The organism is Inhella gelatinilytica (assembly GCF_016093295.1).
Taxonomy (GTDB): Bacteria; Pseudomonadota; Gammaproteobacteria; order Burkholderiales; family Burkholderiaceae_C; genus Inhella; species Inhella gelatinilytica.
In genome coordinates this window covers 486,398-510,078 of the sequence record NZ_JAEDAL010000001.1, presented here as the reverse complement: position 1 = coordinate 510,078, position 23,681 = coordinate 486,398, and the positions used below count along the sequence as shown (strand labels likewise).

Below are 23,681 nucleotides of genomic sequence, written 5' to 3'. Positions count from 1 at the left end.
GCGGTTTAAGGCGCCGGGCGCCGCGTTGCGTCCCTCGGTAAAGGGAGGATCGTTCGCACTTCCAGCCACGCCAAGAGGGTGCGGTAGAGGTTTTCCTCATCGACGGGCTTGCAGATGTGCTCGTTCATCCCGGCATCCAAACAGACTTGGCGATCCTCATCAAAGGCGTTGGCGGTTAGCGCCAAGATGGGCGTGTCACGATTGAGCGAATCGGCTCGAATGGCACGAGCGGCGGCCGGTCCATCCAGGAGCGGCATTTGCATGTCCATCAGGATGACCGCGTACGCACGCTGCCGCGCCAGTTCGACGGCCTGCTGCCCGTTCTCGGCAATATCCACCTGCAGCCCGACCTCGGCCAACATTCCCATGGCAATGTCGCGGTTGATGGGTTCGTCTTCCGCGAGCAACAAGCGGGTTCCTGAGAAGTGGCCACGCAGACGTGACGCTGGTGCTTCACCGACGACGAAGGAGCTTGGGGGCGTGCTCTCCTCGTCACCCTTGTGAAGGGTGACGGTGAACCAGAACGTGCTGCCCTGGCCGGGTGTGCTCGCAACGCCCACGTTGCCACCCATCATCTGAACCAGACGCTTGCAGATGGAGAGCCCAAGACCGGTCCCGCCATAGGCGCGCGCCATGCTGTTGTCGGCTTGTTCAAATGACTGGAACAGCCGCGGCAGCACGGCGGGGTCGATGCCGACGCCCGTGTCCGACACCTCGAAGCGAATCTCCAGCGCCGTTGCGCTTTCGCTCAGCGCTTGGGCTCGAAGGCAGACTTCGCCTTCTGCCGTGAACTTGATGGCGTTACCGACCAAGTTGAAGAGGACTTGGCTCAGCCGCAGCGGGTCACCCCGAAGGGGGCGCTGCAGCAGGGCGCTCGGCATCTCGATCCGCAAGGGGAGGTCCTTCGCCGCGGCAGACGGGCCGAGTGTGGCCACCAGCTGGTCTGTGATGCATCGCAAGCGCAGTGGCGCCTCTTCCAGCGTCAGGCGGTCGGCCTCGATTTTCGACAGATCGAGGATGTCGTTGATGATGCCGAGCAAGCGCTCGGCCGCCTGTTTGGCTTTGTCCAGTTGCGATGTGCCGACTGGGTCCTGCATGTGCTTTTTGGCCATGTCGATCATGCCCATCACCCCATGCATGGGTGTGCGCAGCTCGTGACTCATGTTGGCCAAGAAGGCGCTCTTGGCCCGATTGGCGGCCTTTGCAGCCTGGGCAGCCGCTGCCAGTTCGGCCGTTCGGGCGAGCACCTCCCTTTCCAGATGCGCTTGCTGCGCACGCAACTCGTCGTCCAAGGCTTGGCGCTCGGTGATGTCCAGGGCCAATACCAAGCGAGCGGCCACCCCCCCAAAATCGATCGAGTGCGCGGTGATTTCAACCGGGAAGACGGTTCCATTCTTGCGGCGGTGTCGCCACTGCCCCAGTTGATTGGTCTTTTGACCGAGGGTGGCCTGAACGGTTTGCACGAGGGTGGCGACATCTTCTGGCGGTCGGATGTCCGCCAGCGACATGCGGAGGAATTCCGCGCGGCTGTAGCCATAGAGGCGAACGGCAGCTTCGTTCACGTCCAGGAAACGCAGGTCATCCAGCGCGAAGACCCACATTGGGGTGGGGTTGTCATCGAACAAGCGACGGTTGCGCTCGTTGAGGTCGGTTAGCTCTTGTTCAGCATGCTTGCGTGCGTCGATGTCTTGCAGCGTGTAGAGCCCACTTTGATCGGCGCTGGAGGTGAGTTGAACCCAGCGCCCCTTGCCCTCAGCGCCAGAGGTGATTCGGAGCTCGATCTCATGTCGCCACCCGCCATGGCCCAGCGCACCGAACCAGGCGCGCAGCCGGGGTTGATCTTCGATCTGGACTTGGGCGCACAGACTTTCAAGGTCCAGGTCGCTGGTGGGTGAGAGCCCGAGCAACTGGAGGCAGCTGGGTGACGCCTCCCATTTCGCGCGGTCCGGCAGCGTGCGGAAGTGGCCCATGCGAGCCAGCGACTGCGCTTCCGCCAAGACTTCCCGGTTGGCCGCCAGGGCGTTTTGGACCGCCATGCGCGAGGTGATGTCGCGTGACAGCACCACGAAGTGCGGGGGGCCGCTGGGACGGGATTTGCGCGCCACCGAAAGCTCAAACCAACGGGATCCTTCGGGCACTTGAAGGTGGATGCAGCGCCCCTGTGACCGCCCTGTGCGTTGCGCTTCTGCCAGGGTTTCCATGACTTTTTGGGCGGCGGAGGGGGGAAGCACCTCCCGAACCGTACGGCCCAGGAAGTGTTCGGGCGGCACGGCCAGCAGTTCGGGTTGCTGGGCCCGGAAATCCAGATACCGGCCCTCCAAATCCACTTCAAAGAGAAGATCGGGGACGGCATCCAGGGTGGCGTTCAAGTCGGATGTGAGCTCCTGAACGCGTTGATGGAGCTCCAGTTCCCACGCGTTCTTGCGTCGCCAGTGACGCAATCCCAGCCAAGTTAGCAGCCCGAAGCCCATGCTGCCCAGCAACCCCAAGATGGCCAGCCAGTGGGTGTCCGGGTCCGGTTGCCGCGGTAGTGCCCACACCCGGAGGTTCCAGTGGTGACCACCGTGGTCCAGGATGCGAAGCGCTTCGGGTCCCGGTGGGCCCTGGGTCTGAGGGGTGGCCCTGGTTAGCGGTGTTAATTCAAAGCGCTCGTGCGGAGTCAGGCGTTCCGCCAATGACTTCATCAGCGGCTTGGCATCCACATAAATGGCCGCGAACCCCGTGGCATGGGCCGAGGCGCCGCCTCGCGGGGCCGGGATTCTGACGGGGAGCAGCATGTACAAGCCCTGGGTGTTCACACCCTCCAGTCGCACTTCACCGGGCATTCCCAGGCCGATCTGCAACACCGGGATCTCGGGCAACTGCGCTTCATGACGGTGCTGATTCGTGGTCGCATCCTGTCGGGCGCGCACCCGCAGCCAGCGCGGATGTTCCCCTTCCAAGACCAGGACGCCCAGGGTGGTGACATAGGGATTGGTGCGATCCAAACGCAAGGTTTCAACGTACTGGCTGAACTCTTCTGGGGTCACCTCGGCCGAGGCATCCCAAAAGCTTTTGAGCCCCCGCAACAACAATTCAGCCTTGGCCAATTTGGTGCGCCACAACTCTTCGAGGTCGCGGGACTTGGCGAGCAGTTCGTTAGCCTGGGCTTCCGCGTGAGAGAGCTGACTGCGCTGCCACAGCGATAGGCTGCCGGCCGCCAGCACCGCCGAGACCAAAAGAGCCAGCCAGAACTCCCGCTGCGTGAGCTGGGACCGCACGTGTGTGATCAATTTCCCCATTGGTCGCGCCGCCCAATCGATGACTTGGCGCAAAGCCTACATTCAACTTCCGGTGGCCTGAGAGCACCGATGGCGGCAAGGCAGCGCGTTGCGGCTAATTGGCGACAGACTCCAACACCCGCAGAATCTCCCGCCCATAGGCTTCGAGTTTCTTGGCGCCCACGCCGCTGACGCGGCCCACGTCGTCGAGGGAGCCAGGGGCGCGTGCGGCCAGTTCGGCCAGCGTGGTGTTGGGGAAGATCAGGTAGGCGGGCAGATCGTGCTCGCGGGCCACTTCGCTGCGCCAGGCGCGCAGGGCCTCCAGGCGGGCCTGGGCGGCGGCATCCAGGTTCAGGGGTTCGCTGCTCGTTTTCTTGGCCGTGCGCACGCGGCCCTCGCCCGTGCCTTCGCGCACGCGAACGGCGTGCTCACCGCGCAGGATGGCGCGGGCCCCCTCGCCCAGGCTCAGGGTTTGGTATTCGCCATCCACTTCCAGGGCGCCGAGTGCGATGAGTTGGCGCAGCACGGCGCGCCACTGGGTGTCGGTCACCCCCTTGCCAATGCCCCAGGTGCTGAGGTCTTGGTGGCGGTGGGATCGCGTCTTGTCGGTCTCCTTGCCGCGCAGCACGTCGATCAGGTGGCCGGCGCCGAAGCGCTGGTTGCGCTCCTTTTGAAAGCGGTAGATGCAGGAGAGCGCCATGCGGGCGGGCTCCGTAGCGTCCCACACCTGCGGCGGCTGCAGGCAGTTGTCGCAATTCAAGCAACGGTAGCCTGGCTTGGTGTCCTCACCAAAGTAGTTCAGCAGGCGCACCCGCCGGCAGTCGGTGCTCTCGGCCAGGGCCAGCAGGGCGTCGAGCTTTTGGCGCTGGATCTGCTTGAAGCCTTCGTGCGCCGGGCTCTCGTCAATCATGCGGCGCTGCTGCACCACGTCGGCGAGGCCGTAGGCCATCCAGGCGTTGGCGGCCTCGCCGTCGCGGCCGGCGCGGCCGGTCTCCTGGTAATAGCCCTCGATGTTCTTGGGCAGGTCCAGGTGGGCCACAAAGCGCACGTCGGGCTTGTCGATGCCCATGCCAAAGGCAATGGTGGCGACCATCACGATGCCGTCCTCGCGCAAGAAGCGGTCTTGGTTTTGTGCGCGGGTGGCAGCGTCCAGCCCCGCGTGATAGGGCAGGGCCTTGATGCCTTGCTCTTGCAGCCAGGCCGCGGTGTCGTCCACCTTCTTGCGGCTGCCGCAGTAGACGATGCCGGCGTCAAAGCGGTGGCCATTTCGGCCGTCCTCGCGGTGCTCGTCGTAGAGAAACCGCAGGAACTGGGCGCGCGGCTCCTTCTTTTCCACCACCCGATAGCGGATGTTGGGGCGGTCAAAGCTGCTGATGAAAACGCGTGCGTCCTGCAACTGCAGGCGCTCCAGCATGTCGGCGCGGGTGTGGGTGTCGGCCGTGGCAGTCAGCGCCAGGCGCGGCACCGAGGGGTAACGCTCGTGCAGCAGGCTGAGCTGCAGGTAGTCCTCGCGGAAGTCGTGGCCCCATTGGCTGACGCAATGCGCTTCGTCGATGGCAAAGAGGCTGAGCCGACCGCGCTCGTCCAGCGTGCTGAGTAAGCCCAGGAAGCGCGGGTTGACGAAGCGCTCGGGTGCCACGTAGAGCAGGGTCAGCTCGCCGGCCAGGGCCTGCTGCTCGATGCGGCGGGTGGCCTCCGCATCCAGCGTGGAGTTCAAAAACGCGGCGGCGACGCCCAGTTCCTCCATCGCCCCGACTTGGTCGTGCATCAGCGCAATCAAGGGGCTGATGACCACGGTGAGCCCGAGCCCCTGACGCTGGCGCACGATGGCGGGCAACTGGTAGCAGAGCGACTTGCCCGCGCCCGTGGGCATGAGCACCAGGGCATCCTGTCCGTTCAGTACATGACCGATGACCTCAGCCTGCAGGCCGCGAAAGTCACCATAGCCGAACACCTGCTGCAGCAGGGCGCGGGCTGAATCCAGCGGGGAGACGGACGGGGCAGCGGTCGGCATGGGGGCGCGATTGTCGTCCCCCGGGCCTTGGCGCTGGCCTCAGGGCCAGCCGGTGACGCGCAAGTCCTTGGGGGCGCTGATCTGGTAGTCCGCCGTGAAGCGCTGGCTTTGCTTGGGTGCGAGCGTGGCGCGCCACAGCACCACACCGTCGAGTTCGCGCCAGCGCAGCTCGGTGGGCGGCGGGTTGAACTGGCGCTGCACCTCGATGTCCTGGTGCTGCGGGTGCGGGCTGGCCTCGACCAGTTGCACATCCAGCGGTTTGCCGGCCAGGTTCTCCAACACCCAGGCGCGGCCCAGGGTGGCCACGCGGCGCGAGCCAATAAAGCCCTTTTCGCCCGCATCGCGGCGCTCGGGCTCGATGCGCACGCGCACCCGGTCCTCAGGGCCGAAGAACTGGCTTTGTTCGGTCTCGTCCGTCACCACCCACTGCGACTTGCCCACCCACTGGCCGTCGCGCATCAGCTGCAGCGCGCCGCGCGGGAAAAAGCCCTCGGGGCGCTTGAACAGGGCCAGGGTGTAGGCCTGGGCCCCGTGCGCCGGCTGCACGTGGGCGCGCACCTGCGCGGGCCAGCTCAGGGTTTCGAGCGAGAAGCTGCGCAGCTCGGAATCGCCCGCGAGCGAGACCCGGCCGGGCACGGTGAACTGGGCATCCACGTCGCTGTCCACGCGCAGTGGGGTGAAGGTTTCTTCGGCCACGCGGCTGCCGGTGACGCTCAACTTTTCCAACGAGCGCGGCGCGATGGCCATGGGAGCCGGAGCCGGTCGGGTGTCGTACATCGGTGGTGGCGGGGATTCGACGGGTTCGGCTTTGACAAGTGTCCAAGGCTGCACCGGCCGCAAGCCGGTGGCCCGCTGCGGCTGTCGCGTGCTGAGGGTCAGCGTCACGCCGTCCCAGGCTTCGCCCGTGGCCTGCTTGACCTCGGCCAGTCGCTCCAGACGGAGCTGGTTCTGCTGCGTGCGCAGGTCGGCCCGGTACTGGGGCTGCCAACTGGCGAAGCGCGTCTGGTAACGCAGCTCCAGTTGCCCTGCCTGCGAAGCGGCCACGCGCACGGTGACGCGCAGCCAGCTCGGCACGCGCTTGCGCTCCTGCTCGCGCTGGGCCTGCAGCGGGGCCAGCTCGCGCTCCAGCGCGTCCAGCGCCTGCTTGAATTTGGCCTGGGCCTTGAGGGCTTGGGCGCCTTGTCGGCGCAGGGCTTCCACCCCGTCGGCGGCGACGGCCTTGCCTTCACTAGGTTCGGCTTTGCGCAGATAGGTCAAAGCCAGGTCCAGCGCATCGCGGTCGGCCTGTAGCAGGGCGCGCTGTTCTTCCAGCGCCGCAATGCGCGCGTCCAGCGGTGCGTTGGCGCTGCAGCCGGTGGCGTGTTCCGGGCTCAGCGTTTCCACGCGCAGGTCGCCCACCACCAAGCCGCTGCTCGCGGCGCTGGGCGTGGCCTGCAGGGTGTCGACCTCCAGGCGCGCGGGTAGGCAGTTCAGCACCACCTCGCCGGCACCCGCGGCCACTGGGACGACCCGCAGCAGCTCCGCGCCGCCGGGGAAGACCACGGCTTGGATCACGGGGTGGGGGGCCGGTGCGGCCATGCCGCCCTGTGCCCCGCTTAAGGCCAGGACCCCCAAAACGGTGCGGATTGGTGTGTGTGAGCGCGGCATCTCAGCCCTCCCGAAAATAGGCGCTGGATCATCACATGACACACTCGCACCCATGCTGAGCACGACCGACCCCCGCACCGCCCTGGTGCTGTTTTCGGGTGGACAAGACTCCACCGTTTGCCTAGCTTGGGCGCTGAGCCGTTTTGCGCGGGTGGAGACGCTGGGCTTTGACTACCGCCAGCGCCACCGCATCGAGCTGGACTGCCGCCAGACCGTGCGAGCCGAGATCCAGCGCCAGTTTCCCGAGTGGGCGGCGCGTTTGGGCGAGGACCATGTGCTCGATCTGGGGCTGTTGGCCCAGATCAGCGACTGCGCCCTGACGCAAGAGCGCGCCATTGAGTTGCAGGCCAACGGCTTGCCCAATACCTTTGTGCCGGGCCGCAATCTGCTCTTCCTGACGCTGGCCGCCACCGTGGCCTACCGCCGCGGGGCCACGGTGCTCGTTGGGGGCATGTGCGAGACCGATTTTTCGGGCTATCCGGACTGCCGGGACAACACGATCAAGGCGCAGCAGGTCGCGCTCTCGCTGGGGTTGGACAGTGCCATGACGATCGAAACGCCGCTGATGTTTCTCACCAAAGCGCAGACCTGGGGCTTGAGCGAGTCGTTGGGCGGGGGGGCGCTAAACGACTTGATCATCGAGCACACCCACACCTGCTACCTGGGCGAGCGCGGCACCCTGCACGCCTGGGGCCACGGGTGTGGCCACTGCCCGGCTTGCGAGCTGCGCGCGGCCGGCCATGCGCGCTTTCTGGCGGGGGCGGCGTGAGCCTGACCACCGCACTCTTGTGGGCCGCCGTGGCGGTGCTCGTCCTGTGGGGCGTGGGCGCTTACAACCGCCTGAGCCGGCTGCGCGGCTCCATCGCGTCGGCCTGGGCCCAACTTGAAGCCAGCTTGAATGAGCTGGCCCAGCAGGGCCTGAAACTGGCCGAGGAGGGGCCGCAATGGTTGCCGCAGGAGGGGGCGGCGTTTGAAGCGCTCCGCACCCACAGTCAGGAACTGGCGGCGGCCGTGCTGGCCGTTAAGCCCAAGCCCCATGCGGCCGCGCCCGTGGCCCAGTTGGCGGTGGTGCATGCCCTGCACGCGGCAGCCCTGCAGCGCGTGCTCGCGCTCTTGACCTACGAAGAGGACGCCGTGTGCCAGGCCCTGCTGGACCGCCTCAAACAGGCGCGGCAGCAGCGCAGCTTTGGGCAGCAGCTGTTCAACCAGCGGGTGGATGCCTTCAACACGGCGATTGACGAGTTGCCCACGCGCTTGCTGGCTGGGCTCTACGGACTGCACGACGCCGGCCGTTTCTGACCGCGGGCGAACACGACGCCGGCGGCGTTCAGCTGCAGACGATGGCGCCGGTCGCTGTGAGTTCTTTGAACAGCGACTCCAAGGATTCGCCGCACAGCTCAAACGGGTCCAGCCGCGTGGTGGTGGCGTAGCGCAGCACCAAGGCCGGGTTCAGCCGTGCGAGGTTGACCTGGCCCATGGCCCAGCCGGCGAAACGGCGTTCTTTGATTTCTTGGTAGGCCAGCAGTGTCACGTCGCGGTGGCGCGGGTCGCGCACGATGGTGTTGTAAAGCACATTGACGGCCTCACGGCCCCCTTCGAGCACTTGCACGAACCAGTCGTCGTTGTGGCACAGCAGCCCGGTGATGCCATGGGCCGTGTTGTGGGCGCGGCTGGCGCGCAGGATGGCGGCGAGGTCGGCCTCGCTGGCGTCGGTGTGGCTGGCGTAGATCAGGCGAACGAGCATGGCGGGGCCTTCAACGGCAATCTGGGTTAGCGGGCAATCAGCGTCAGGAACTCGCGGCGCAGGTTGGGGTCTTTCAGGAAGGCCCCGCGCATGACGGAGTTGGTCATCTTGGTCTCGGTGTCCTTGACGCCGCGCCAGTGCATGCAGAAGTGGTCGGCCTCCATCACGATGGCCAGGCCGTCGGGCTGCACGCGCTCTTGGAGCTCGTTGGCGAGTTGGGTGACGGCTTCTTCCTGGATCTGCGGGCGGCTCATGATCCAGTCGGTGATGCGCGCGTACTTGGAGAGGCCGATGAGGTTGGAGTGCTCGTTGGGCAGGAGCCCAATCCACACGCGGCCCAGAATCGGGCACAGGTGGTGCGAGCAGGCACTGCGCACGCGAATGGGCCCGACGATCATCAGCTCGTTGAGCCGCTCGACGTTCGGGAACTCGGTGACCGAGGGCATGGGCTGGTAGCGCCCGGCAAAGACCTCGCGCACAAACATCTTGGCGACGCGCTTGGCGGTCTCCTGCGTGTTGTGGTCACTGTCCGTGTCGATCACCAGCGCGCGCAGCACCTCCTGCAGCTTGGCCTGCACTTCCCCTTGCAGCGCGTCCAGTTCGCCGGGTTCGATGAAGGCGGCGATGTTGTCGTTGGCGTGGTGGCGGCAACCGGCCGAGACCAGCCGGTAGCGGATGCGCTCGCTGACGGGGGCGTCGTTCTGGGGTTCGGCGGGAAGGGTGGGGGGCGTGCTCATGGCTGAATTGTCGACCGACCCCAAAGGCCTTGTCAGCCCAGGGCCACCGCGAGGGCGAGACTGGCCAGTGCCACCGGGGCAGCCAACTTCAGGTGCGCCCAGGGGGTCAAGGCGACCCCTTGGCGTTCCGCGCCGTCCGCCACGATCAGGTTGGCGATCGATCCCACCAACAACAGATTGCCGGCCAGGGTGCTGACCAAGGCCAGCAGGCTGCCCGCAGCTTCTCGGGCCTCACCCAGGTGGGGCAACAGCAGCATGACGGCTGGCACGTTGGAGACGACATTGCTCAGCGCCACGCTGACGCCCACCAGCGTCGGCCCGTCGTGCAGGCTCAAACCCCAGCCGCGCAATGCCGCCACAGCTTGTTCGGGCAGCCCTGTGCGGGCGAAGGCGTGGTTGACGATGAAGAGACCGATGAACAGCACCAAGAGCGGCCAGTCCACAAAGCCCATGACCTCGCGGCTGTGCAAGCGGCGGCTGACCAAGAGCACGCCCGCCCCCACGAGGGCCACTGCCTCGCGCGGCCAGTCGGTCCACAAAAATGCGACCAAGAGCGCCGCGGCCACGGCCAGACCCTTGGTGGACTGCCAGGCGTCGAAGGCGGGCTCGGGCGCCATGGGGAGTGGCTTGGCTTCGGAGGGGGCCTCGCGCAACCTCAGGGCCAGCCAGGCCCAAAGCAGCCCAAGACTCAGGACCACGGGCAGGGCGGCGCGCTGCAAATAGGCGCCAAAGTCCAGGTTCAGCACGGCGCCGATCAGCATGTTCTGCGGATTGCCGATCAAAGTGGCCGCCGAGCCGATGTTGGCCGCGCAGGCCAGCGCCACCAGCCAGGGCAGCGGCTCCTGCAGCCGTTGCTGGGCCACGCGCAGCACCAGTGGCGTCAGGGCCAGGCACACGACGTCGTTGCTAAACACGGCGGAGAGCGCCGCAATGACAGCAATTAGCGCCGCCAGCAGGGCCCGGGGGCCCAGCGCATGCGCGGCCACCCGGCGGGTCACTGCGCCATAAAAACCGCCCAGGCTCATCTGGGCCGAAACCACCATGAAAGCGAAGAGCAGGGCCAGCGTCGGCCAGTCCACCGCTTGCGCCACCTGCGCCAGCGGCTCCCCCGTGAGGGCCAGCGCCGCGATGGCCCCGAGCAGGGCAATGCCCGTGCGGTCGATCTTCAGCCGCGGCAGCCCGCCCAGGAACATGCCCAGGTAGACCACGGCAAAAACGGCGGTGAGGCTCCAGTCGGTGGGCGACATGTGAAACGGGGGTGGAAGGGCGCAGTGTCGCGGAACGTGGCGGGCCCAGCGCGAGCCGTCTTGCCCCGCATCAAGGATCGCTCGCGGGCGGCCGGGATAATCGCCGGATGGCTTACGCACCCCTACAAAACGACGTCTTCCTGCGCGCAGCCCTGCGCCAGCCCACGCCTTACACGCCCGTTTGGCTGATGCGCCAGGCCGGGCGCTACCTGCCCGAATACAAGGCCACGCGGGCCAAGGCGGGCAGCTTCATGGGCCTGGCCCAGTCGCCCGACTACGCGACCGAGGTGACCCTGCAGCCGCTGGAGCGCTTCCCGCTCGACGCGGCGATTCTGTTCAGTGACATCCTGACCGTGCCCGATGCCATGGGCTTGGGTCTGAGCTTTGGCGAGGGCGAAGGCCCGCGCTTTGCCAAGACCGTGCGCGACGAGGCCTCGCTGGCCGAGGCGCAGTTCGATTTGAACCGTCTGCGCTATGTGATCGATGCCGTGGCCTCCATTCGCCAAGCCCTGCGCGGCCGGGTGCCGCTGATCGGGTTTGGCGGCAGCCCCTGGACGCTGGCCTGCTACATGGTCGAAGGCCGGGGCAGCGACGACTACCGTCAGGTCAAGACCCTGATGTACAGCCGCCCCGACCTGATGCAAGGCCTGCTGGACAAACTGGTGGACGCGACCATCCAGTACCTGAACGCGCAGATCGACGCCGGTGCGCAAGCGGTGATGCTGTTTGACTCCTGGGGCGGCGTGCTCAGCCACGATGCCTACCTGCGCTTTGCCCTGCCGGCCTCGCAGCGCGTGCTGGCCGGCCTCAAGCGCACGGGGGCTGACGGCCAACGCGTGCCGCACATTCTTTTCACCAAGGGTGGGGGCTTGTGGTTGCCTGAGCAGGTCGAAACCGGGGCCGACATGCTGGGTGTGGACTGGACGATGGACCTGGGCCGGGCCCGCGCCATCACCCAAGACCGCGTGGCCCTGCAAGGCAATCTGGACCCGATGACGCTCTTTGCGCCGCCCGAGGTGGTGCAGGCCGAGGCGATCAAACTGCTCGACTCCTTTGGCCGGCCGAAGCGCGCGGACGGCAGCTGGGGGGGGCATGTGTTCAACCTGGGCCATGGCATCAACCAGCATGCGCCCATTGAGTGTGTGTCGGCCTTGGTGGAGGCGGTGCACCGCCACTCCAAGACCCTGCGCTGACCGCCGTCAACTCGGGTTGTCCCCAGAACGGTCGGTGCGAGTGCGCGGGCCGTGGACGCCGCGGCGGTGTTGTCGGTTCGCTTGTAAATATTTGATGTGATTGAATAATTTCGACCGCATCAGGCTTTGCGACGGGGTTGGCACCGCGAACCGCGGGCGGGGATACTGCGCCTGACCTTGTTTTTTGCACAAAGTTATCCACAGCCTGTGGATCATCGAAGAAAAGCCAAGCCGGACGCGAACTTGTGAACGAATGCTCAGATTCCGCTGGAGTGCGGCTGCGTGTGGCGGTGCCCACACCCCAGCACAGCGGGCTGGGTTCGCCGCTGGACTACCGGCATCCTGAGGGGGTGCCACCCGGGTCACTGGTGCGGGTGCCGCTGGGGCGGCGCGAGGTCTTGGGCGTGGTGTGGGACCCGACCGATGACGACACGGAAGGGGTGCCGCCAGCGGCCTTAAAGCCCGTCCAAGCCGCGTTGAATCTGCCGCCGCTCAGCGAAGAGTGGCGCCGTTTGGTGGCGTTTACGGCGGCGTACTACCAGCGGGGCTTGGGCGAGATGGCGGCCTCGGCCTTGCCGGCGCCGTTGGCCAACTTGACCCCGGAGCAACTGGCCCGCCGCCTCAAGAAGCTCCGTCCGGTGGGTGCGGCAGAACCGGCTTCAGGCCTGGCGCCCACTCTGCAGGCCGACCAAGCCGTGGCCGTGGACGCCCTCAAACAGCAGCTCGTGGGGGTGGCCCCGGTCAAGCCCAGCTTGCTCTGGGGCCTCACCGGCAGCGGCAAGACCGAGGTCTACCTGCAAGCGGCGGCCACCGCCCTGGCCCAAGGGCGCCAGGTGCTGGTGTTGGTGCCCGAGATCAACCTCACGCCCCAATTGGTGGCGCGTTTTGCGGCGCGTTTCGGGGCGGAGCGCGTGGCCTGCCTGCACTCGGGGCTGACGCCGGCGCAGCGGCTGCGGGATTGGTTGCGGGCCCACCTCGGTCAGGCGGATGTGGTGTTGGGCACGCGACTGGCGGTGCTGGCGTCTCTGCCACGCCTGGGCCTGGTGGTGGTGGACGAAGAGCACGATCCGAGCTTCAAGGCCCAAGACGGGGCGCGCCAATCCGCGCGGGACTTGGCGGTCTGGCGTGCGGCCCGGTTGGGGGTTCCGGTGGTGCTGGGCTCGGCCACGCCATCCTTGGAAACCTGGCACAACGCCCAGTCGGGCCGGTATCAGCGCCTGGACTTGCGCAGCCGCATTGACGCCGCCCCCCTGCCCGACGTTCGCTTGGTGGACATGAAGCGGTTGCCGGCGCGCGCGGGCGAGCTGAACCGAGCGTCCCCCGTGCTGGCGCCGACCTTGCAACACGCCATCGAGGCCCGTCTGGCCCGCGGCGAGCAATCGCTCCTGTTGCTCAACCGGCGCGGTTACGCCCCCGTGCTGCATTGCGGTCAGTGCAGCTGGCGCAGCGGGTGCCCGCACTGCAGTGCTTGGCGCGTGTTTCACAAAGGGGACCGCAGCCTGCGCTGTCACCACTGCGGTTTTTCGGAGCGCGTACCGGTGGCTTGTCCGGACTGTGGTAACCCGGACATTGATGCCATTGGGCGGGGCACCGAGCGCCTGGAGGAGCAGTTGCAGGCCTTGCTGCCGCAGGCGCGCATTGCCCGCTTGGATGCCGACACCACCCAGCGCGCCGGCAGCCTGGAGGCCCAATTGGCTGCCGTGCATGCCGGCGAGGTGGACGTGCTGGTGGGCACTCAAATGATCGCCAAGGGGCATGACTTTCGCCGTGTCACCTTGGTGGCGGCCCTCAGCCCCGACAACCTGCTGTACTCCAGCGATTTCCGCGCCCCAGAGCGGTTGTTTGCGCTCTTGATTCAGGCCGCGGGGCGCGCCGGCCGGGCGGGCAGTGCCAGCGGCCACCCGGCCGAAATGTGGGTTCAAAGCCACCAGGTCGAGCACCCCCTGTATCAGGCCTTGAAGCGGCACGATTACCCGGCCTTTGCCCAAGCCCAGCTCGACGAGCGGCGCAGTGCGGGTCTGCCGCCCTTTATGCATTTGGCTTTGCTGCGGGCCGACAGTCGGGATGAGACCGGGGCGCAGGCCTTTCTCATGGCGGCGGCGGCGGCGGGGCGGGCGCTGTCGGGCGAGTCGGATCTCTTTTGGTACCCCGCCGTGCCCCACCCCGTGGCCAAGGTGGCCAACCAATGGCGGTGGCAGATGCTGGTGGAAGCGTCACACCGCGGCGTTTTGCAGCGGGTGCTCGCGCAGTGGCTGCCCGCCCTGCATGCGCTGCGTCCCCAGCATCGCAGCGTCACCCGCTGGGCCATCGACGTGGACCCGCAGGCCATCTGACGTGCAAGCTGCGTGACCATGAAAAAACCCCGCCGTAGCGGGGTTCTGTCGAAGCGAAGGCCGTTTACTGCGCCGGGGCCGCCGGCACCTTGGGCTCGTCGAATTTGGCCCCGCCTTGGTTGGCCATGTACACCACCGCACGGGCAATTTCCACGTCGCTGAAGTCGCCACCGCCTTGGGCACCCATGGCACCCTTGCCTTTTAGCGCGGAGTTCAGCAGGGCGTCCAAGCCGGACTTCACGCGCGGGCCCCAGGCCGCGGCATCCGCCAGCTTCGGAGCCCCTGCGGCGCCCGTGCCGTGGCAAGCCGCGCATTGGGCCTGATACACCTGTTCACCGCTCTTGAGGGCGCTGGCGTCGCCAGCCGCTTTGACGACCACGTCGCCCACCGGCTTGATGCGCGCCGCCACGGCTTCGGCGCTGAGGCCATCACTGCCTGCGCTCGGCTTGGCTTGGCCGGAAACATAGTTGGCCAGCAGGATGATCAGCACAATGGGAATGGCGAACGAAAAGAAGACCGCCCACGCCAGCTGCTTGGGGGTCTTGATCGGGCCTTCGTGGGCGTCGTGAGAGTCGTGGCTCATGCGGGTCCTCTTGTCGTTGATGCCCCTCAAGAAAGGGCGCGGCAGTATACCGGGCTCAGACTGCGCTTAGAATGGTGGGCTTCGCTGCGACCGTGGTGAAGTGGATATCATGCAGCCCTCCGAAGGCTGCGTCGCAAGTTCGATTCTTGCCGGTCGCGCCAAACCCCCAAATGAAAACCCGCCCAGCTCGCGCTGCGCGGGTTTTTTGTTGCCGGTTCGCCTAGAAGCTGGCTTGGGCCGAGAGGGTCAATAGTTTGTGGTCGCCAAAGAAGTCGTACCAGGTGGTCTTGTCTTTGGAGATGTCGTACTGCGCTTTGAGGGCCCAGTTCTTGTTCAGGTCGTAGCGCAGTGAGACATTGCGGGTTGTCCGCCCCTCAATGCCACTGCCCAGGTCTTTGGTCTTGTAGTTCGACATCGTCACCATGGGCGTCCAGTCACCCATCTTGTAGCCCACACCCAACAGGTAGTAGTCGTACTGGAACTGCGACGTGCTTTGTTTGAAGCGGTTGAGCTCGCTGCGAACCAACCAGTGGCTACCGTCGTAATTCAAGGACAGCGCGACGATGGTGGTGGGGTAGCCCGGGGTCCAGGTCACGCGGGGCTGCCCCGGGGCCTCGGACCAGATGGTGTCCTTCTGCCTCATCACCATCACCCGGCCATTCCAATCGCCGCGCGTCAGGGTGATGTAGCCCCCCACCATGTTGGACCACTTTTCGTGCGTGTGATCGCCCCAGTAAAGCTCCGTGTTGTAGGGCGCATTTTTGTGCGTAAAACCGCCCGTCCACAGGTTGGCGTCCACCGTGAAGCTGCCCCATTGGCCGGTATAGGCGGCGTTGACGCCGTCGTAGGCGTAAATGGGCCAGCCGTATACGTCTTGGGGTGGGCGGACCCAGGGGTAGGCGTTGCCGATGTACAGGAAGTCGCTGTAGTAATAGAGCGGGATGCGCTTGCGCCCGGCTTGCAGCGTCCAGTTGTCGTTCACATTCCAGGAGGCGTAACCCCAGTCGAGGGTGGGGCGGTAACTCTTGTTGTTGGGGCGCGAGAGAACCTGTGCCGTGGCGGAGAACGAATCACCGAATCGCACCGTGCCCTGCAAGCCGATTAGCGACTCCTGATCGGCTTGCCAGCCTTTGGATTTCTCATAGACGCCCACGTATTCCCAATTGGCAATCGCGCAGGGGCAGGCACGGGGGCGTCCGCTCGGCAGGGTCAGGTTTTTGGTGTCACCGGACAGCACTTTGCCGACCGTGAATTGGCCAAATCCACTGAATTGGAAACTGATGCCCTCGGCCTGGCTGGCGGGGGCCACCAGCAGGCCGCAGGCCAGGGCGACGCCCGAAAGGATGGTCACATCACGCATGGGGAGGCTCCTTGGCGGGGGGTCACTTGACTTCGGCCACGACGCGCACGCTGGCATCCACCAGCGAGGCTTCGATGTAGCCGAGCATGTTGGGGTTTGCAGCGATCAGTTTTTTGACCGCCCCACCGTCGCCGGCCTCCTGCGGCGGTTGCCCTTTGCCGGTGAACATGATGCGAGACCAGTAGGCCTTCATCTGGGCTTCGGTCTTGCCGTTGAGCTTTTGGTAAAACGTGGCGTAGCCCTCGGTCCCCGCTTTGTGGTCAATGGGGACGGCCTTTTCGCCATTGGGGAAGCTCTTGGCCGTTCCCATGAACAGGGCGACGACTTCGTCGTTGCTCAGTTTGGGCGGCGCCTTGCTGTCCTTGGCGACCACCACCACAAAGGCCGACTCGGCGTAAACCGCAACACCCGTGAGCAAGCCCAGCATCAAGGGGGCGAGCCCGCGGGTCCAGGCTCGACGTGAAAACCAAGCATTCAAGGCAGTCTCCTGTTGGATCACCCCAGGAGCCGGCTGACCGATTCAGGCCAGGGGCCCCGCGAACGTCTGCAGGGCCATCACACCGCGTTGTGTGCCTGACTGATATCGGGGTTTCACCCGATGGATCCGGCCGTCACGCGCAGCGAGTAATCGGTGGCTCGGACGTCCTTGGTCAGCTTGCCAATGCTGATCCGGTCGACCCCGGTGGCGGCGATGGCGCGCAGTTGGTCCAGGGTGATGCCACCGCTGGCTTCGAGTAGCGCGCGGCCTTGGGTGCGTTGAACCGCTTCGCGCATGGCCTCGAGGCTGAAGTTGTCCAGCAGCACGCTGGTGGCGCCAGCCTGCAGGGCTTCGTCCAGTTGCGACAGGGTCTCGACCTCGATCTGAATGCCCACACCGCTGTTGAGCGCGCGAGCGGCCTGCAGTGCCGCGCCCACGCCCCCTGTGGCGGCGATGTGGTTCTCTTTGATCAGGATGCCGTCATACAACGCCAGGCGCTGGTTGGCCCCGCCCCCCACCCGCACGGCGTACTTTTGCGCCAGACGCAGACCCGGCAGGGTTTTGCGCGTGTCCAGCACCTGGCAGCCCCGCGGGTTGGGGCTGGCACCTTCGATGGCGCGCACGTGCTCACGCGTGAGCGTGGCGACGGCCGACAGCGTTTGCAAGAAGTTCAGCGCGGGCCGCTCGGCGCTCAGCAGGGCACGGCCCTCGGCTTGGATTTGCACCACTGTTTGGCCGGCCGTGAGGTCCGCCCCCTCGGGCACCTGCCAATCCACCTGTGCCTGGGGGTCTAGCGTTTTGAAGATGCCTTCAAACCACGGCTGTCCACAGCACACGGCGGCTTCGCGCACCATGACTTGGGCCCGAATGCGTTGGCCCGCGGGTGTGAGGCGGGCGGTCCAATCGGCCACACCGATGTCTTCCATCAGCGCATCACGGATGTTGCGGGCGCGGGCTTCGTCCAGGGTTTCGTTGTGATCAAACATGGGAAATAAAGACAGAGTCAAGCGACGGGCGGCGCGGCAGCGGGGTCCGAACAGACCCGATTGCGGCCGTCGGACTTGGCACGATACAGCGCTTCATCCGCCCGTTTGAGCAAGGACTGGGGCGTATCGGACTCCAGCGCCGTGCTCACGCCAATCGAAACGGTGTTGTCCACCAACGGGTCGGACAGCAAGGGAGTCGCCTGGACGGATTGGCGCAATCGTTCGGCCACTTCACAGGCCACCGCGAGTGTGGCACCCGGCAGCAACACGGCAAACTCCTCGCCCCCGTAGCGCGCGCACAGATCGCCCGTGCGCAGTTGCTGCTGAATGCGTTGGGCAAAGGCTTGCAGCGTGCGGTCGCCCACCGGATGGCCCAGGGTGTCGTTCACGCGTTTGAAGTGGTCGATGTCCAGCATCAACACCGCCAACCGGCGCGGCGGGCCCTCAACCCCGCGAACCTGTTGGGCCAGCAGATGGTCCAGCGACCGGCGGTTGAGCAGCCCCGTCAGCCCATCGGTGGCGGCCTCGTGCTCTTTTTGAACCAAGGAGGCCTGCAAGCGTTCGGCCAAGCGGTCGTGGGCGATTTCATGCAGGCGGCCTTCTTCCAGGCGTCGGGCCACCGGACGCAGCGCCAGCACCAAGAGCACAAAAAACAGGGCCGCGCCGATAAGCAAGCGGGCGTCTGGCGTGCCGCGCAGGATCGTGCTGCTGGCCACCCCCAGCCACAGGGCCCCCAAGTAGCTGTAGAAGGCCTTCAGAAACGGCAGATAGACCACACCGCTGAGCGTCGCAAGGCCGCACACCAGGGTGATCATCCAGGCGTCAATCACGGGGCTTTGCCCCGCCAGCACCCAAGCGCTCAGGCCCCACAGTCCGGCATCCACGACCGTGATGGCGTGGGCCCAGCGCTCGTCTTGGCGCAGGAGCCCACCCCGACGTGCCAAACGGTGGGCCTGCCACCAGAAGGGCAGGCCTACTGCCAACGCACTGCCCATCCACACCAAGACGGGCGGGGTGGCCACTTGGTTCCAACTCAGGCCCAGCACCAAGAGCCAGCCCAGTGGCGCATTGTTCAGATGGCGCGGCAGCGCATCAATGAACTGGGCAAAGCCTTGTTGTTGAGCGAGTGCGCGGTCATCGGGTGGCATGCCCCAAGTATTCAGCACGCACGAGTTTTGGTCACGGGGGGCGGGATGCAGGATTCCCCGCCCCCTGGACGCCGTCTGGGGCCGCTCAGGGACGGCTCATGAACTGGTCGAAGACGCCGCCATCGTCGAAATGGCGCTTCTGGGCCTGGCGCCACCCGCCGAACAGCTCATCCACGGTCACCAATTCCAGGCGTGCAAATTGATGCGCGGTTTGCGCCGCCACCTTAGGGTCGCGCGGGCGGTAAAAGTGCCGGGCGACCAGCTGCTGGGCTTGGGGCGTGTAGAGAAACTGCAGGTAGGCCTCGGCCTGTTTGCGGGTGCCGCGCGCGTCCACCACTTTGTCGACCACGGCGACCGGGGGCTCGGCCAGGATGCTCAGCCGGGGGGTGACGATCTCAAAACGATCCGCGCCGAATTCCTTGATCGCCAGGTGCGCTTCGTTCTCCCAGGAAATCAGCACATCGCCCACGCCGCGTTGCGTGAAGGTGCTCAGCGAGCCGCGCGCGCCGGTGTCCAGCACCTTGGTGTTGGCGTAGATGCGTTTGACAAAGTCGCGCGCACTGGCCTCGGTGGCGCCGGGCTGACGGGCGGCATAGGCCCACGCCGCCAGGTAATTCCAGCGGGCGCCCCCACTGGTCTTCGGGTTGGGGGTCACCACCTCGATGCCACTGCGCGCCAAGTCGGGCCAGTTGGTGATGCGCTTGGGGTTGCCCTTGCGCACCAGGAAGACGATGGTCGAGGTGTAGGGGCTGGCGTTGTGCGGCAGGCGCTTTTGCCACTCGGCGGGGAGCAGTTGCGCCTTGTCGTGCAGCACGTCGATGTCGTAGGCCAGGGCCAGGGTCACCACGTCGGCCTGCAAGCCGTCGATCACCGAGCGCGCCTGCTTGCCCGAGCCTCCGTGGCTTTGGCGGACCGTCAGTGCTTCGCCGGTCTGGGCCTTCCAGTGCGCGGCGAAGGCCTGGTTCAACTCTTGGTACAGCTCCCGCGTGGGGTCGTAAGAGACGTTGAGCAACGTGGTCTGGCTCCAGCTTAGCGTGGGAGCCAGAAGGGCCAGGGCGAGGAGGAGTCGGCGCATGGGGATCGAGGCGGTTGTTTCCGGGGGGGCAAGCGGCGGAGTAAGCGGCGGGTCTAGGACTTAAGCGGCGGCCTGGGCGGGGAACAAGCTCAAGCGGCTGGCTTGGACGCGCACCGTTTGGCCGGGCTGCAGGGCCAGGCGATCGGCTTCTTCGCGGCTGAGTTCGGCCTCCAGGTGCTCGCCCTGCAAGCCGGCCAACTCCACCCGCGTGGCGGCGCCAAAGCTCAGCAGGCGTTGCACCGTGGCCGGCAAGCCGGTGGCGGCGGGGTCGGTGTGCAGCAGCAGTTCGTGCGGGCGGGCGTAGGCCTGCACGGCCCCGTCGGCGTGGTCGCTCGCCGCCGCCAGGGCTTGTTCACCGATTTGGACCGTGCCGCCCTGCACGCGGCCGTCAAAGCGATTCACAGCCCCCAGGAAGCCGTACACAAAGGCGTTGGCCGGGTGGCTGTAGACGGCTTGCGGCGCGCCCACTTGCTCGACGCGGCCATGGTCCATCAGCACCACGCGGTCGGCTACTTCGAGTGCTTCTTCTTGGTCGTGCGTGACGAAGATGCTGGTGATGTGCAGCTCGTCGTGCAGCCGACGCAGCCAGCGGCGCAGTTCCTTGCGCACCTTGGCGTCCAGCGCGCCAAAGGGTTCATCCAGCAGCAGCACGCGCGGCTCCACCGCCAGGGCGCGGGCCAGGGCAATGCGCTGGCGCTGGCCCCCGCTGAGCTGGGGCGGGTAGCGGTCGGCCAGCCAGTCCAGCTGCACCAGGCTCAAGAGCTCGTGCACCTTCTTCTGAATCTGGGCCTCGCTCGGGCGCTCTTTGCGCGGTTTGACGCGCAGGCCGAAGGCCACGTTGTCGGCCACGGTCATGTGGCGAAAGAGCGCGTAATGCTGGAACACAAAACCGACTTGACGCTCGCGCACATGGGTGTCGCTGGCGTCCTCGCCGTCCAGCAGGACCTGGCCGCGGTCGGGGGTTTCCAATCCGGCAATGATGCGCAAAAGCGTGGTCTTGCCGCAGCCGCTGGGGCCGAGCAGCGCGGTGAGTTCGCCCTCCGGAAAGGCCAGGGAAACATCACCCAGCGCCGTGAAAGCGCCGAAGGACTTGTGGATGTTGCGGACTTCGATGCTCATGATTTGCTCGCGCGCCACTCGACAAACTGTTTCAGCCCCAGCGTCACCAAGGCCAGCAAGGCCAGCAGCGAGGCCACCGCGAAGGCGGCCGCGAACTGGTACTCGTTGTAAAGAATTTCCACGTGCAGCGGCAGGGTGTTGGTTTGGCCGCGGATGTGGCCACTGACCACCGAGACCGCGCCGAACTCCCCCATCGCCCGGGCGTTGCAGAGGATCACGCCGTACAGCAGGCCCCACTTGATGTTGGGCAGGGTGACGTACCAGAACACCTTCCAGCCGCTGGCCCCGAGCACCACTGCGGCTTCCTCTTCGTCACGCCCCTGGGCCTGCATCAGCGGGATCAGTTCGCGCGCCACGAACGGCACCGTCACGAAGAGCGTGGCCAGCACGATGCCGGGCACGGCAAAGACGATCTTCAGGTCATGGGCCTGCAGCCAAGCCCCCAGCCAGCCCTGGGCGCCGAACAGCAACACGTAGATCAGGCCGGCCACCACGGGCGAGACCGAGAACGGCAAGTCGATCAGCGTGACCAGCAATTGCTTGCCGCGGAAGCTGTGTTTGGCCACCGCCCAGGCCGCGGCCACGCCGAAGACCAGGTTCAGCGGCACGGCGATGGCGGCAGCGGTGAGCGTCAGCAGCAAGGCGGACAGCGCGTCCGCTTCGAACAGGGCGGCCAGGTAAACCGCCCAGCCTTTGCGCAAGGCCTCGGCGAATACCGTCACCAGGGGCAGCACCAGGAAGAGGAAGAAGAAGCCCAGCGCCAGGCCCAGCACCAGGCGGCGCACCCAGGGCTGCTCGCGCGTGGCGGGGTTGTTTTGATAGCGAGCGTGCGAGGACGGGCGCGGGGCCAGGCTCAAGGACGATGCCGCGGCGCTCATGCGGTCTTCTCCAGTCCGTTGCGGCGCGCACTCCAGGCCTGCAGGCCATTGATGCCCAGCAGCAGGGTGAAGGAGATGATCAGCATCACCACGGCGATGGCGGTGGCGCCCACGTGGTCGTATTGCTCCAGCTTGCTGATGATCATCAGCGGCGTGATCTCACTGACCATGGGGATGTTGCCGGCGATGAAGATCACCGAGCCGTACTCGCCCACGGCGCGGGCGAAGGAAAGGGCAAAGCCGGTCAGCAAGGCTGGGGCCAGCATGGGCAAGAGCACCAGCCGGAAGGTTTGCCAGCGCTGGGCGCCCAAGGCGGCGGCGGCCTCTTCGAGTTCGGTTTCCAAATCTTCCAGCACCGGTTGCACGGTGCGAACCACAAAGGGCAGGCCGATGAAGATCAGCGCCACCAGAATGCCCAGCGGCGTGAAGGCCACTTTGAGGCCCCAAGCCGCGAGCGGCTCCCCCAACCAGCCGTTGGGGGCGTAGAGGGCGGTGAGCGCGATGCCGGCCACCGCGGTGGGCAGGGCAAAGGGCAGGTCCACCAGGGCGTCGATCAGTTTCTTGCCGGGGAACTCATAGCGCACCAGGCTCCAGGCCAGCAGGAAGCCAAAGATGGCGTTGATGCTGGCCGCCAGCAGCGCGGCGCCAAAGCTCAGCCGGTAGCTGGCCAGCACGCGGGGGCTGCTGGCAGCGGTCCAAAAGGCCTCCCAGCCGTGCGTGGCCGACTTCAGAAACACCGCCGCCAGCGGAATCAGCACCACCAGCGACAGGTAGAACAGGGTGAAGCCCAGCGTCGGCGCGAAGCCGGGCAGCACACGACGCTTCTTGGCCATGGGGAGTCCTGCGCGGGGCGCTCAGCGTTTGATGCCGGCTTGGATCTGGTCGTACACCCCGCCGTCGGCAAAGTGCGTCTTGGCCACTTGCGCCCAGCCCCCCAGCAGCGCGTCGACCGTGAAGGTCTTCAGGTCGGGGAATCGGGCCGCGTGCTTCTTGGCCACGTCCGGCAGGCGCGGACGCAGGTTGTGGCGGGCGATGATCTCTTGCGCTTCAGGGCTGTAGAGGAAGTCCAGGTAAGCCTTGGCCAGGGCTTGGCTGCCCCGCTTGGCGGTGACCTTTTCATTCAAGGCCACGGGCATCTCGGCTTCAATGGTGACCGAGGGGTAGACCACGTCAAAGAGGCCCTTGCCAAATTCGTTCTCGATCAGTTCGGCTTCGTTTTCAAACGTGACCAGCACGTCGCCAATGCCGCGTTGGGTGAAGGTGGTGGTGGCGCCGCGGCCGCCGCCGTCCAGCACCGGCACGTTGGCAAACAGCTTGCTGACGCGCTCCCGGGCCTGGGCCTCGGTGCCGCCAGCGGCGATCACGCTGCCCCATGCTGCCAAGTACGTGTAGCGGCCATTGCCCGTGACCTTGGGGTTGGGCACGATGACCTGCAGGCCGGGGCGGGTCAGATCGGCCCAGTCCTTGACCGCCTTGGGGTTGCCCTTGCGCACCAGAAACACCGTGACCGAGGTGTAGGGCGCGGCGCCATGGGCAAAGCGCTTGCGCCAGTCGGAGGCCACGATGCCCTGGCTCGCCAGCATGTCCACGTCCGTGGCCTGGTTCATGGTCACCACATCGGCCTCCAGGCCACCGGCCACGGCCAACGCCTGCTTGCTGGAGCCGCCGTGGCTCTGGTTGACCGCCACGCTGCGGCCCGTCTTGGCTTGCCAGTTCTTGGCGAAGGCGGGGTTGAGGTCCTTGTACAGCTCGCGCGCCACGTCATAGGAGACGTTCAGCAGCGTGTCCTGCGCCTGGGCAGGGGCGGTCAGGCCGGTGAGGCCCGTGGCCAGGGCCAAAAACGCAGTGGCGAGGGGGCGGCGCAGCAGCTTCATGGTCG

20 protein-coding genes and 1 tRNA gene are annotated in these 23,681 nt (G+C 66.3%); 5 read left to right on the top strand and 16 right to left on the bottom strand.

Features of this window, described 5'->3' with window-relative positions:
- Positions 1-5: 5 nt before the first annotated feature.
- The 3 genes from I7X43_RS02400 to I7X43_RS02390 all read right to left on the bottom strand — a co-directional run bounded on the left by I7X43_RS02400 (position 6) and on the right by I7X43_RS02390 (position 6,921).
- Positions 6-3,272, bottom strand: coding sequence for an ATP-binding protein (locus tag I7X43_RS02400; RefSeq protein WP_198099289.1), 3,267 nt, complete (start codon positions 3,270-3,272; stop codon positions 6-8).
- A gap of 103 nt (positions 3,273-3,375) precedes the next feature.
- Complete coding sequence (gene recQ, locus I7X43_RS02395) at positions 3,376-5,274, bottom strand: DNA helicase RecQ (protein WP_198099288.1); 1,899 nt, start codon at positions 5,272-5,274, stop codon at positions 3,376-3,378.
- 39 nt (positions 5,275-5,313) lie between these two features.
- Positions 5,314-6,921, bottom strand: a complete 1,608-nt coding sequence (locus I7X43_RS02390; RefSeq protein ID WP_198099287.1) for a DUF4139 domain-containing protein — start codon at positions 6,919-6,921, stop codon at positions 5,314-5,316.
- Between the two features lie 52 nt (positions 6,922-6,973).
- Here I7X43_RS02390 and queC point away from each other — a divergent pair, with 52 nt between their 5' ends.
- A complete protein-coding gene (gene queC, locus I7X43_RS02385; protein WP_198099286.1) occupies positions 6,974-7,690 on the top strand; it encodes a 7-cyano-7-deazaguanine synthase QueC in 717 nt (238 codons plus the stop codon).
- Complete coding sequence (locus I7X43_RS02380; RefSeq protein WP_198099285.1) at positions 7,687-8,220, top strand: LemA family protein; 534 nt, start codon at positions 7,687-7,689, stop codon at positions 8,218-8,220. The genes queC and I7X43_RS02380 overlap by 4 nt, the downstream gene beginning before the upstream one ends.
- 28 nt (positions 8,221-8,248) lie before the next feature.
- On the opposite strand, the gene I7X43_RS02375 is transcribed toward I7X43_RS02380, so the two are convergent.
- From I7X43_RS02375 to I7X43_RS02365, 3 genes are read right to left on the bottom strand one after another with little or no spacing between them, the layout of a single operon-like run.
- Positions 8,249-8,665 (bottom strand): BLUF domain-containing protein, encoded by a 417-nt coding sequence (locus tag I7X43_RS02375; RefSeq protein ID WP_198099284.1) that lies wholly within the window; start codon positions 8,663-8,665, stop codon positions 8,249-8,251.
- 26 nt (positions 8,666-8,691) lie between these two features.
- Entirely contained in the window at positions 8,692-9,402 is a 711-nt protein-coding gene (folE, locus tag I7X43_RS02370; protein ID WP_198099283.1) for a GTP cyclohydrolase I, read from the bottom strand.
- 32 nt (positions 9,403-9,434) lie between these two features.
- On the bottom strand, positions 9,435-10,649 hold the full coding sequence (locus tag I7X43_RS02365; protein ID WP_198099282.1) for an SLC13 family permease: 1,215 nt from the start codon (positions 10,647-10,649) through the stop codon (positions 9,435-9,437).
- Between the two features lie 107 nt (positions 10,650-10,756).
- On the opposite strand from I7X43_RS02365, the gene hemE reads away from it, so the two are divergent.
- Both hemE and priA read left to right on the top strand, forming a co-directional pair.
- Positions 10,757-11,842, top strand: a complete 1,086-nt coding sequence (hemE, locus tag I7X43_RS02360; RefSeq protein WP_198099281.1) for a uroporphyrinogen decarboxylase — start codon at positions 10,757-10,759, stop codon at positions 11,840-11,842.
- Between the two features lie 272 nt (positions 11,843-12,114).
- Complete coding sequence (gene priA, locus I7X43_RS02355; RefSeq protein ID WP_310737506.1) at positions 12,115-14,175, top strand: replication restart helicase PriA; 2,061 nt, start codon at positions 12,115-12,117, stop codon at positions 14,173-14,175.
- A gap of 64 nt (positions 14,176-14,239) precedes the next feature.
- On the opposite strand, the gene I7X43_RS02350 is transcribed toward priA, so the two are convergent.
- On the bottom strand, positions 14,240-14,758 hold the full coding sequence (locus I7X43_RS02350) for a c-type cytochrome (protein WP_198099279.1): 519 nt from the start codon (positions 14,756-14,758) through the stop codon (positions 14,240-14,242).
- Positions 14,759-14,844: 86 nt separating this feature from the next.
- Here I7X43_RS02350 and I7X43_RS02345 point away from each other — a divergent pair.
- A tRNA-Arg gene (locus I7X43_RS02345) sits at positions 14,845-14,919 on the top strand.
- Between the two features lie 59 nt (positions 14,920-14,978).
- On the opposite strand, the gene I7X43_RS02340 is transcribed toward I7X43_RS02345, so the two are convergent.
- The 9 genes from I7X43_RS02340 to I7X43_RS02300 all read right to left on the bottom strand — a co-directional run bounded on the left by I7X43_RS02340 (position 14,979) and on the right by I7X43_RS02300 (position 23,676).
- Positions 14,979-16,118, bottom strand: a complete 1,140-nt coding sequence (locus tag I7X43_RS02340) for a porin (protein WP_198099278.1) — start codon at positions 16,116-16,118, stop codon at positions 14,979-14,981.
- Between the two features lie 22 nt (positions 16,119-16,140).
- Complete coding sequence (locus I7X43_RS02335) at positions 16,141-16,596, bottom strand: type 2 periplasmic-binding domain-containing protein (RefSeq protein ID WP_198099277.1); 456 nt, start codon at positions 16,594-16,596, stop codon at positions 16,141-16,143.
- A gap of 113 nt (positions 16,597-16,709) precedes the next feature.
- The gene (gene nadC, locus I7X43_RS02330; RefSeq protein WP_198099276.1) at positions 16,710-17,582 is read right to left on the bottom strand and encodes a carboxylating nicotinate-nucleotide diphosphorylase; all 873 of its coding nucleotides are present in this window, start codon (positions 17,580-17,582) and stop codon (positions 16,710-16,712) included.
- A gap of 17 nt (positions 17,583-17,599) precedes the next feature.
- Complete coding sequence (locus I7X43_RS02325; protein WP_198099275.1) at positions 17,600-18,730, bottom strand: GGDEF domain-containing protein; 1,131 nt, start codon at positions 18,728-18,730, stop codon at positions 17,600-17,602.
- Between the two features lie 85 nt (positions 18,731-18,815).
- On the bottom strand, positions 18,816-19,805 hold the full coding sequence (locus tag I7X43_RS02320; protein ID WP_198099274.1) for a sulfate ABC transporter substrate-binding protein: 990 nt from the start codon (positions 19,803-19,805) through the stop codon (positions 18,816-18,818).
- A 60-nt stretch (positions 19,806-19,865) separates the two neighbouring features.
- The gene (locus I7X43_RS02315) at positions 19,866-20,924 is read right to left on the bottom strand and encodes a sulfate/molybdate ABC transporter ATP-binding protein (protein WP_198099273.1); all 1,059 of its coding nucleotides are present in this window, start codon (positions 20,922-20,924) and stop codon (positions 19,866-19,868) included.
- The gene (gene cysW / locus I7X43_RS02310) at positions 20,921-21,802 is read right to left on the bottom strand and encodes a sulfate ABC transporter permease subunit CysW (RefSeq protein WP_198099272.1); all 882 of its coding nucleotides are present in this window, start codon (positions 21,800-21,802) and stop codon (positions 20,921-20,923) included. The genes I7X43_RS02315 and cysW overlap by 4 nt, the downstream gene beginning before the upstream one ends.
- Positions 21,799-22,635 (bottom strand): sulfate ABC transporter permease subunit CysT, encoded by an 837-nt coding sequence (cysT, locus tag I7X43_RS02305; protein ID WP_198099271.1) that lies wholly within the window; start codon positions 22,633-22,635, stop codon positions 21,799-21,801. The genes cysW and cysT overlap by 4 nt, the downstream gene beginning before the upstream one ends.
- Before the next feature lie 21 nt (positions 22,636-22,656).
- Positions 22,657-23,676 (bottom strand): sulfate ABC transporter substrate-binding protein, encoded by a 1,020-nt coding sequence (locus I7X43_RS02300; protein ID WP_198099270.1) that lies wholly within the window; start codon positions 23,674-23,676, stop codon positions 22,657-22,659.
- Positions 23,677-23,681 lie beyond the last annotated feature (5 nt).